10 protein-coding genes are annotated in these 10,525 nt (G+C 72.4%); 6 read left to right on the top strand and 4 right to left on the bottom strand.

The features are described 5' to 3' along the window. Together BG452_RS21175 and miaB are read right to left on the bottom strand one after the other, a co-directional pair. On the bottom strand, window positions 1-523 hold a 523-nt coding region (locus tag BG452_RS21175), incomplete at its 3' end, for a hypothetical protein (protein WP_188305917.1). 87 nt (window positions 524-610) lie between these two features. After that, entirely contained in the window at window positions 611-2,113 is a 1,503-nt protein-coding gene (gene miaB, locus BG452_RS21180; protein WP_317621161.1) for a tRNA (N6-isopentenyl adenosine(37)-C2)-methylthiotransferase MiaB, read from the bottom strand. A gap of 130 nt (window positions 2,114-2,243) precedes the next feature. On the opposite strand from miaB, the gene BG452_RS21185 reads away from it, so the two are divergent. Beyond that, window positions 2,244-3,263: a TAXI family TRAP transporter solute-binding subunit gene (locus BG452_RS21185; RefSeq protein WP_188305919.1), complete on the top strand. Its 1,020-nt coding sequence runs from the start codon at window positions 2,244-2,246 to the stop codon at window positions 3,261-3,263. A gap of 13 nt (window positions 3,264-3,276) precedes the next feature. On the opposite strand, the gene BG452_RS21190 is transcribed toward BG452_RS21185, so the two are convergent. Next, entirely contained in the window at window positions 3,277-4,710 is a 1,434-nt protein-coding gene (locus BG452_RS21190; RefSeq protein WP_188305920.1) for a sensor histidine kinase, read from the bottom strand. Between the two features lie 6 nt (window positions 4,711-4,716). Further along, window positions 4,717-5,475 carry a response regulator transcription factor gene (locus BG452_RS21195; RefSeq protein WP_188305921.1) on the bottom strand — a complete coding sequence of 253 codons (759 nt, stop codon included), beginning with the start codon at window positions 5,473-5,475 and terminating at the stop codon, window positions 4,717-4,719. 390 nt (window positions 5,476-5,865) lie between these two features. Here BG452_RS21195 and BG452_RS21200 point away from each other — a divergent pair, with 390 nt between their 5' ends. The 5 genes from BG452_RS21200 to BG452_RS21220 form a co-directional block, all read left to right on the top strand. Beyond that, window positions 5,866-6,639 carry an amino acid ABC transporter ATP-binding protein gene (locus BG452_RS21200; protein WP_188305922.1) on the top strand — a complete coding sequence of 258 codons (774 nt, stop codon included), beginning with the start codon at window positions 5,866-5,868 and terminating at the stop codon, window positions 6,637-6,639. A gap of 118 nt (window positions 6,640-6,757) precedes the next feature. Next, entirely contained in the window at window positions 6,758-7,666 is a 909-nt protein-coding gene (locus tag BG452_RS21205) for a glutamate ABC transporter substrate-binding protein (RefSeq protein ID WP_188305923.1), read from the top strand. A gap of 82 nt (window positions 7,667-7,748) precedes the next feature. After that, window positions 7,749-8,399, top strand: coding sequence for an amino acid ABC transporter permease (locus tag BG452_RS21210; RefSeq protein ID WP_188305924.1), 651 nt, complete (start codon window positions 7,749-7,751; stop codon window positions 8,397-8,399). A gap of 73 nt (window positions 8,400-8,472) precedes the next feature. After that, window positions 8,473-9,321 (top strand): amino acid ABC transporter permease, encoded by an 849-nt coding sequence (locus tag BG452_RS21215; protein ID WP_188305925.1) that lies wholly within the window; start codon window positions 8,473-8,475, stop codon window positions 9,319-9,321. Between the two features lie 122 nt (window positions 9,322-9,443). Further along, on the top strand, window positions 9,444-10,525 hold a 1,082-nt coding region (locus tag BG452_RS21220; RefSeq protein WP_188305926.1), incomplete at its 3' end, for an FAD-dependent monooxygenase.

The raw sequence follows: 10,525 nt of genomic DNA on the forward strand, positions 1-10,525 counted from the left end.
CCGAGCCGAGGGCGCCGGCCAGCGCGGCGTCGAAGCCCTCGGCCCGCTCGTCCAGGTAGCCGGGCGCCTTCAGCGTGCGGCAGGCGCTGCCGTCGCCGAGCACCAGCAGGGCGACCCGGTCGGCGAGGCCGGCCAGGCCCTGGCCGAGGCCGAGCATCCGGTCGGCGGGGGCGTCGGCGGGCACCGCGCAGGCGTGCGTCGGCAGGGTCACCCCGGCGCGTTCCAGCAGCCAGGCGCCGATGGTCAGCGAGGGCGCCAGTTCCGGGCCCTCGACCCGCCCGCCGGGCAGCTTGGCGACCAGCGGCACCCCGTAGCGGTGGAAGGACCCGGCCCCGCCCTCGGTCCACACCTCGGCCTCCGGCCCGGCGCCGACCACCACGACCAGCTGCGGCCCGGCCGCGACCAACGCCGCCAGCGCCTCGTCGCAGGCAGCGCGCAGCCCGTCCAGCTCGGGCGCGGCCCCGGCGGCGACCTCGGGGACGAGCAGCGGCGGACAGGGGCACACGGCGGCGGCTACCAGCATGCGGATCACTCTAGCCGGGAAGCCGAACGGCCCGGCCGGAGCTCGGGAGCTCCTGTTCGCACGCTCGCCGCCGTCGGGGCACGCGGGTCAGTCGCCGCAGCAGGCACCGCCCGCCGGGGCGGCCAGCGGCAGCTGGGCCGGGGCGCCGATGCCCGGCAGGCCGAGCAGCACGCCGGCCGGCTTGTCGGCGGGCTTGGCCTGGCGCTTCTCCCAGGCATCGCCGGCCCGGGTGCGGCGCACCGCGAGGGTGGGGCCCTCGGCCAGCAGGTGGTGCGGGGCGGCGTAGGTGATCTCGACGGTCACCACGTCGCCGGGGCGCACCGGCTCGTCGGGCTTGGTGAAGTGCACGAGCCGGTTGTCGGGGGCGCGGCCGGAGAGGCGCTGGGTCCTGTCGTCCTTCTTGCCCTCGCCCTCGGCGACCAGGATCTCCAGGGTGCGGCCGACCTGCTTCTTGTTCTCGTCCCAGGAGATCTCCTCCTGGAGGGCGATCAGCCGGTCGTAGCGGGCCTGGACGACCTCCTTGGGCACCTGGTCGGCCATCTCGGCGGCGGGGGTGCCGGGGCGCTTGGAGTACTGGAAGGTGAAGGCGTTGGTGAAGCGGGCCTCGCGGACGACGTGCATCGTCTCCTCGAAGTCCTCCTCGGTCTCGCCGGGGAAGCCCACGATGATGTCGGTGGAGATGGCCGCGTCCGGCATCGCCTCGCGGACCTTGCGGATGATCCCGAGGAACCGGTCCTGCCGGTAGGAGCGGCGCATCGCCTTGAGGACGCGGTCCGAGCCGGACTGCAGCGGCATGTGCAGCTGGTGCATCACGCTCGGGGTCTCGGCCATCGCGGCGATCACGTCGTCGGTGAAGTCGCGCGGGTGCGGCGAGGTGAAGCGGATCCGCTCCAGGCCCTCGATCAGGCCGGCCGCGCGCAGCAGCTTGGAGAAGGCCTCGCGGTCGCCCAGGTCCGAGCCGTAGGCGTTGACGTTCTGGCCGAGCAGGGTCACCTCGATGACGCCCTCGTCCACCAGCGCCTCGATCTCGGCGAGGACGTCGCCGGGGCGGCGGTCCTCCTCCTTGCCGCGCAGCGCGGGGACGATGCAGAAGGTGCAGGTGTTGTTGCAGCCGACCGAGATGGCGACCCAGGCCGCGTACGCGGACTCGCGGCGGGTGGGCAGCGTGGAGGGGAAGGTCTCCAGCGACTCCAGGATCTCGACCTGGGCCTTGCGCTCGACCGCGGCCCGCTCCAGCAGCGCCGGCAGGTGCCCGATGTTGTGGGTGCCGAACACCACGTCGACCCAGGGGGCGCGCTTGACGATCGACTCGCGGTCCTTCTGGGCCAGGCAGCCGCCGACGGCGATCTGCATGCCCTGGTGTCGGCCCTTGACCGGCGCGAGCTGCCCGAGGTTGCCGTACAGCTTGTTGTCGGCGTTCTCGCGCACCGCACAGGTGTTGAACACGACCAGGTCCGGGTCGCCGTCCGGCCCGGCCTTGACGTAACCCGCGTCCTCCAGCAGGCCGGACAGCCGCTCGGAGTCGTGGACGTTCATCTGACAGCCGTGCGTGACGACCTTGTAGCTCTTCAATCCGCTCTCACCGCTCACCAGACCAGGGTACGGGCAGCCGCGAGCCGCCCATTCCCGGATCTTCGTCAAGGCGGCCCCGGAGCCTTCCGCGCGCAGATGCTCGGCGCGACCCCTCCCGTTCGGGGGGAGCGCCTGGCAGTATCCCTGCATGACCCCCACCGATCCGTCACGTCTCGGCGCCGCCGTCCGCCGCGCGGCCCGCAGCCCGCTGTGGCGGACGGTACTGGTGCTGGTGCTGCTGGTCGCCGGGCTGGGCGGCTGGTGGCTGTCGGCGGCCCGCTCGCCCGGGTACCCGCGCGGGGAGACCCGCTTCGCGACCGGCGTCCCGCGCGGGGTCTACGACCGGTACGGGCAGCTGCTGCAGAGCCACGTCTCGCAGACCATGCCGGGGGTGCGGCTGGCCCTGGACAGCTCCGAGGGCTCGGTGGACAACCTCACCCGGGTGATCAGCGGCCAGGACACCTTCGCCATCGCCACCGCCGACGCGGTCGCCGACTACCAGGGGCCGGGGAAGGGCAAGCTGCGGGCGATCGCCCGGCTGTACGACGACTACCTGCAGCTGGTCGTCCCGGCCGACTCCACGGTGCGCCGCGCCGCCGACCTCAAGGGCCTGCGGGTCGGCGTCGGCCTGCCGCAGTCCGGGGTGAACCTGGTGACCAGGCGGCTGCTGACCGCGGCCGGCCTGGACCCGGACCACGACATAACGCCGGTGCCGGGGGGCGTCAGCGACGGCTCCGACGAGCTGCGCGAGGGCAGGATCGACGCCTTCTTCTGGTCCGGCGGCCTGCCGACCAGCGCGCTCACCGACCTCTCCGACCACATGCGGATCCGGATCGTCCCGCTGGCCGACCTCTCCGAGGCGCTGCACAAGTCCGAGGGCGACGGCGTCGACGCCTACCGGGCGGCCACCATGCCCAAGGGCACCTACCCGAACGCCGAGCCCAAGGACGCCGTCGCCACCATGGCCGTGCCCAACCTGCTGGTCACCCGGGACGACGTGGACCCGGGGCTGATCGAGGGCATGACCCGAGCGGTGATCGACAGCCGGGACCAGATCGGCGCCCAGGTGCACGCCGCCCAGCTGGTCGACCTGCGCACCGCCGTCTACACCGACCCGCTCCCGCTGCACGAGGGCGCGGCGCGCTACTACCGCTCGGTGAAGCCCTAGCCGGCCGGACCGACTACGGCCGTTCCGGCCGCGGCACCGCCAGGGTCACCGCCAGCCCGGTCGGCTCGACCGGAGCGAAGCCGAGCGAGCCGCCGCCGGCCGTCAGCAGGGTGCGGGCGATGGACAGGCCCAGCCCGGAGCCGTCCACGTTCTGGTGCCGCGCGCTGCGCCAGAACCGGTCCCCGGCCCGGGACACCTCGTCCTCGGTGAGCCCGGGCCCGGCGTCGGTGACGGTCACCGCGACCTCGTCCCGGCGCACCGCGACCCGCAGCCGCACCTGGCTGCCGGCCGGGCCGAACTTGAGCGCGTTGTCCAGGACGGCGTCCAGCGCGGAGCCGAAGCCGATCGGGTCCGCCATGCCGATGGCCAGCGCCGGACCGTCCCAGCGCAGTTCGATGCCGCGCTGCTCGGCCACCGGCCGCCAGCCGTCCACCCGGGCGAGGGTCAGCTGGGCGAGGTCGGTCCGCTCGGGTTCGGGACGGGCGTGCTCGGCGGTGGCCAGGCCGAGCAGGTCGTCCAGCACCCGGGCCAGCCGGGTGCCCTCCTCCCGGACGCCGCTGACCTCCTCCTCGTGGCCCTCGGGCAGCTCCAGCCCGAGCACCTCGACCCGCAGCAGCAGCGCCGAGAGCGGGTTGCGCAGTTGGTGCGAGGCGTCCGCGACGAAGGCCTTCTGCTGGTCCATGGCGTGCACCACGTGGTCCGCCATCTCGTTGAACGACCGTGCCAGCCGCTGGAGTTCGGGCGGCCCGCCGCCGGGGGCGACCCGCGCGGCCATCTGCCCGGTGGCGATGTCGTGGGTGGCCCGGTCCAGGGTGCGCACCGGGCGCAGCACCCACTCGGTGAGCCGGACGGCCAGCAGCACGGCGACGGCCATCGCGGCCGCCTCGCCACCGGCCAGCACCAGCCACTTGTGCAGCACCCGGGCCCGCAGCGCCCCGGTCGGGGACTCGCTGAGCACCACCGCGACCACGTCGCCGTCGCGCACCACCGGGGCGGCGACGGTGATCGTCCGGTCCTCGGTCCACGGCCAGACCTGCGGGGGGTTGTGGCTGCGCCGCCCGTCGAGCGCCTCCTGGAAGGCCTGGGCGCCCCAGCCGACGGCGGGCACCCGCCAGTCGTGCGGCGCGACCGCGATCGGCATGCCGTCGCGCTGGAAGATGCCCAGCCGCACGCCGTACAGGTCGTAGTAGCGCTGGACCTCGGCGTCGATCGCGTGCCGTCGGCTGAGGTCGCCGGGGGCGGGCTCCGGATCGGCCTTGCGGGCGGAGTCCAGGGCGGCGGCGCCCGAGGTGGGCAGGTCCTGGGCGAAGCGGGCGGCGTCGTCGAGCCGGTCGACCACCACCCGGCTCTGCTCGGCCGCCGCGAACGCCGCCGCGAGCGGCAGCCCCAGGGCGGCCAGGACACAGAGCATGAGGGCGATCAGGATGCCGAGCAGGCGGGTGCGCACGTGCGGTCAGTGCTCCGCGGGGGCGGACGGGGCCTGGTCGGCCGCGGTGGTGGACGGGGAGTCGGGTATCAGGCGGTAGCCGACGCCGCGCACGGCCTCGACCAGGCCCGGCAGCGCGAGCTTGTTGCGCAGCGAGCCGATGTGCACCTCCAGGGTGCGGCCGTTGCCCTCCCAGCCGCTGCGCCAGACCTCGCTGAAGATCTGCTCGCGGCGGTAGACCACGCCGGGGCTCTGGGCGAGCAGCGCCAGCAGGTCGAACTCCTTGCGGGTGAGCGGCACGTCACGGCCGTCCACGCTGACCCGGCGGCGCTCCCGGTCGATCCGGATGCCGCGGGACTCCAGCGGGCCGCGCTGCTGCGGTACGGAGTCGGGCGCGGGCGCCGCCGCCGAGGACGGCTGGGCGCCGCGGCGGGCGACCGCGTGGATGCGGGCGAGCAGCTCGCCCATGTCGTACGGCTTGGTGACGTAGTCGTCGGCGCCGAGGTTGAGGCCGTGGATCCGGGAGCGGATGTCGGCGCGGGCGGTCACCATGATGACCGGCACCCCGCTGCCGGCCCGGATCCGGCTGCAGACCTCGAAGCCGTCACGGTCGGGCAGCCCGAGGTCGAGCAGCACGACGCGGTACGGCTCGTTGCCGTCCGGCACCAGGGCGTCCAGCGCCTCGTGCCCGCTGCGGGCGTGCCGCACCTGGAAGCCGTGCCGGCCGAGCACCGCGACCAGCGCCGCGGCCACGCGTTCGTCGTCCTCGACGAGCAGCAGTCGCATCCTGTTCTCCTCCTTCCCCCACGTGATCACCGGGCCGTTCACGCGGGGCCCGGTCCTGCGCAGTATGGGCCAGCAGGCGTCCGGGCGCCAGGTTCGACCGCGTACCGGGCTTGTGGGGGACGGCCGGTGGCGGTGCGGATTCCCGCTGTGACATGCCCCGTCGACACACTCGCGAACAGTACGTACGGATCGCGTGGCCGTTTCGTGATCCTCAAGTTCCGCTCAGATCGGCTGACGGGGCACCGTCAGCGCTCCTATGGTCACCCCACCGGGGGCTGCGGCTCCGCCGGTCGTGGCTCCCGGATTCGTACCACCTTTGCCGCTCAAGGGAGTTGGAACTCCAGGGCAGGCAGGAACCAACTCAGTTCGACACAAAGGGAGCAAGGCGCGATGACCGAGAAGCCGGTCGAGGACTCCACCCCCGCAGCCGCCCCGCTGGTCGTGCTGAGCAAGGTCAACAAGCACTACGGCGCGCTGCACGTGCTGCAGGACATCGACCTGGAGATCAGCCAGGGCGAGGTGGTGGTGCTGATCGGCCCGTCCGGGTCGGGCAAGTCCACGCTCTGCCGCACGATCAACCGGCTGGAGACCGTCGACTCCGGAACGATCACCCTGTCCGGCCGCCCGCTGCCCGCCGAGGGCCGGGAGCTGGCCCGGCTGCGCGCCGAGGTCGGCATGGTGTTCCAGTCCTTCAACCTGTTCGCGCACAAGACCGTGCTGGAGAACGTGGTCCTCGCCCAGGTCAAGGTGCGCAAGGTGGTCCGTTCGCACGCCGTGAAGACCGCCCGCGAACTGCTGGAGCGGGTCGGCGTCGGGGCGCAGGCGGACAAGTACCCGGCCCAGCTCTCCGGCGGCCAGCAGCAGCGCGTGGCGATCGCCCGGGCGCTGGCGATGAAGCCGAAGGTGATGCTCTTCGACGAGCCGACCTCGGCCCTCGACCCGGAGATGGTCAACGAGGTGCTGGAGGTCATGCGCCAACTGGCCGCCGACGGCATGACGATGGTCGTGGTCACCCACGAGATGGGCTTCGCCCGCTCCGCCGCCAACCGGGTGCTGTTCATGGCCGACGGGAAGATCGTCGAGCAGAACACCCCGGACGCCTTCTTCACCGCGCCGCGCTCCGACCGCGCCAAGGACTTCCTCTCGAAGATCCTGCACCACTGACCCTTCGAGACCACGCGGGGCCGCAGCCGGCGACGACGCCGGCCGGCCCTGCCCGTGCACGACTTCCAGACGCCAGAGCCCGGTTGACGCCGCGGCCCAGCCCCAGGAGAACACCCTCATGAGGACTTCCCGCACCCTCGCCGTGGCGCTCTGTGCCGTCGCGCTCACCGCCACCGCCGCCTGCGGCAAGGACGGCACGCCCGCCTCCTCCGCGAACTCGGCGAGCGCCGGCGGCGCCCCGGCGCTGCCGGCCTACACGGTCAAGACCGACGTCAAGGTCGACTCCCCGATCATCGCCGAGGCCAAGAAGCGCGGCCAGCTGATCATCGGCGCCAAGGCCGACCAGCCGAACCTCGGCTGGGAGGACGTCGCCAGCGGCGACCGCAGCGGCTTCGACATCGAGATCGCCAAGATGGTCGCCGCCGACCTCGGCTTCACCCCGCAGCAGATCAAGTGGCAGACCCTGGTCTCCTCGCAGCGCGAGCCGGCCATCGCCAAGGGCCAGATCGACTTCTACGTCGGCACCTACAGCATCAACGACGAGCGCAAGAAGACGGTCTCCTTCGCCGGCCCGTACTACATCGCCGGCCAGGACTTCCTGGTGAAGAGCGACAACACCTCGATCACCGGCCCGGAGAGCATCGGCGGCAAGAACGTCTGCACCGCCACCGGCTCGACCTCGATCCAGAACATCAAGCAGTACAACCCGAAGATCACCCAGTTCGACACCTACTCGGCCTGCGTCGAGAAGCTGATGTCGGGCGAGGTCGACGCGGTCACCACCGACGACGCGATCCTCAAGGGCTACGCCTCCAAGTACTCGCCCAAGCTCCGGGTGGTCGGCAAGCCCTTCACCAAGGAGAACTACGGCGTCGGCCTCAACAAGGACGACAAGGCGCTGCGCGACGCGATCAGCGACTCCCTCAAGGCCCACGAGGACAACGGCGACTGGAAGAAGGCCTACGACGCGACCCTGGGCGCGTCCGGCTCGGCCGCCCCGGCGATCCCGACCCTCGACCGCTACTGATCCGGCCGCCGTACCCGATCACCTACGCCGACCATCTGTTCTGACCATCTGTTCTGACCATCTGTGAGAGGAGGGCCGCCGGATGGGGTTCCTGTTCGAGCAGGACAACTTCGCGTTGTTCCGCGACGGCTTCCTGCAGACGATCGAGCTGAGCGCGCTCAGCGCCCTGCTCGCCCTGCTGCTGGGCACCCTGCTGGCGGCCTTCCGGGTCTCCCCGGTGCCGGTCCTGCGCGCCTTCGGCACCACCTGGGTGACGCTGTTCCGCAACACCCCGCTGACCCTGCTGTTCTTCGCCGTCACCTTCGGCCTGCCGCCGCTCGGCGTGCACTTCAGCCACCTCAGCTTCGCGGTGCTGGCGCTCGGCGGGTACACCGCCTCGTTCGTCTGCGAGGTGATCCGCTCCGGCATCAACACCGTGCCGCTCGGCCAGGTGGAGGCGGCCCGCAGCCTCGGCATGAACTTCTTCCAGACCCTCACCCTGGTCGTCCTGCCGCAGGCCACCCGCACCGTGCTGGCCCCGATGAGCAGCGTGTTCATCGCACTGCCGAGGAACTCGGCGATCGCCGGCGCGTTCAGCGTCGGCGAGCTGTACAGCGCCCAGCAGACCTTCTCCGAGCGCGGCTGCTCGATCTTCTCGATCTTCTTCTGGGTGGCCTGCGCCTACCTGCTGATCAGCGCGACGGTCGCCTCGTTCTTCCGCGTCCTGGAATCCCGACTGGCGGTGGCCCGATGAGCGAGCGGAGCGAGCACATCATCAAGAGGTGCGTACGGGCGAATGCCCCCGCGGAGCGCGGCGAGGTGGACGCATGAGTCTGTTCCAGCGCCAGGCCTCGGCCAGTGTCCTCTACGACACCCCCGGCCCCCGGGCCCGCACCCGCTACCGCGTCTTCGGCGTCCTCTCGCTGATCGGCATCGCGGGCCTGCTCTGGTACGTCGTCTCCGCGCTCGCCGACAACGGCCAGTTCGACGCCGACCTGTGGGACCCGTTCCAGTACACCTTCGTCCAGCAGATGATCGTGGACGGCCTGCTGGCCACCCTGAAGGCCTTCGGCCTGGCGGCGGCCTTCTCGCTCACCCTGGGCGCACTGCTGGCCGCCGGACAGCTGTCCGACCACCGGCCGGTCCGCTGGGTCTGCACCTCGGTCGTCCAGTTCTTCCGGGCGATGCCGCTGCTGATCCTGATCGTCGGGCTCTACTACGCGTTCTTCGCCAAGAACCCGATGTGGGCGCTGGTGCTCGGCCTCACCCTCTACAACGGCGCCGTCCAGGCCGAGATCATCCGCAGCGGCGTCAACGCGGTGCCGCGCGGCCAGGGTGAGGCGGCGTACGCCCTCGGGATGCGCAAGACCCAGGTGATGTCCGGCATCCTGGTCCCGCAGGCCGTCCGCTCGATGCTGCCGTCGATGATCGGCCAGCTGGTCGTCACCCTCAAGGACACCTCGCTGGGCTTCATCATCACCTACAACGAGCTGCTGTTCATGGGCAAGAAGATCGCCAGCCAGCCGATGAACGCCGCGGGCTTCCCCTACATCCCCGTGGTCCTGGTGATCGCGCCGATCTACATCGCCCTGTGCCTCCTGCTGACCGCGCTCGCGCGGTGGATCGAGGCACGCGGCCGTCGCGGCGCGAACCGGCGCACTTCACCTGCTGCTTGACGGACACCCAGGCGAACTGTTGCATTGCTCTTCGTGACACCTCCCGGGAGCATCCACGCGGCATATGCGGCAGCGGTAACCGACGCCGGCCCATGGGCCGGTTCGGGCCCGGAGGTTCCCGCATGGATCCGGTGATCGTGGTCGGGGCCGGACCGGTCGGTCTGGCCCTGGCCCTCGCGCTGGCCCGGCACGAGGTGCCGACCGTCGTCCTGGACGAGGGCTCCGGGCTCTGCCCGGAGGGCCCCCGCAGCGTCGTCCTCGGCCCCGACTCCACCGCCTTCCTGACCCGGATCGGCTACTCCCGCGCCGTCTCCGACTCGGCGCTGTGGGACTCCTTCGCCGTCTGGCGGCGCCGCCAGGAGGTGCTGCGGATCGACCTCACCGACTCCCCCGCCTTCCACCTCCCCCAGCACCGCCTCCAGCGCGGCCTGCGGGACGCCCTGACCGGCACCCCGCTGGTCCGGCTGGTCCCGCTGAACCGGGTCGTCGAGCTCGAACAGGACCGCGACGGGGTCAGCGTCCGCACCCACGGCACCCAGGACGGCTCCGCCACCTGGTGGCGCGGCAGCCACCTGGTCGGCTGCGACGGCGCCCGGTCCACCGTCCGCAAACTGCTGAAGATCCGCTTCCCCGGCCGCCCCGCCGTCGACCGAAACGCCATCGCCACCGTCCGGGTGGACCTGCCCTTCGACGGCGCCCGGCTGCACCGCGAACCCCCCTGGCGCGGCGACCGCGAAGCCTCCGCCCGTCCGCTGCCGGACGGCGTCTGGCGGCTCGACTGGCGCCTGCCCCCCGGCCGGCCCACCCCCACCGAACAGGTCGACCCGCACGCCACCTGGCCCGGCATCGTCACCGGCGACACCCTGCTCACCCGGGTCACCGCCACGCTCACCGGCTGGTGCGGCGAACTCCCCCGCTACGAACTGCTCGCCGCCGCCGACCACACCGCCCAGCAGCGCCTCGCCGCCCGCTTCCGCAGCGGCCGCTGCTTCCTGGCCGGCGACGCCGCCCACCTGCACGGCGCACTCGGCATGCAGAACCTCGCCGACGGCCTGCGCGACGCCGACAACCTCGCCTGGCGGCTCTCCCTCGCCTGGCACCTCCACTCCGGCGGCCCCCAGCCCGGCGGCTCGCTGCTGGACGGCTACGAGGCCGAGCGGCGCGGCGCGGTCGGCGCCCGGCTGCGCGCCGTCGACCAGTCCGT

This window comes from Streptomyces sp. CBMA123 (genome assembly GCF_014596465.1).
Lineage (GTDB): Bacteria > Actinomycetota > Actinomycetes > Streptomycetales > Streptomycetaceae > Kitasatospora.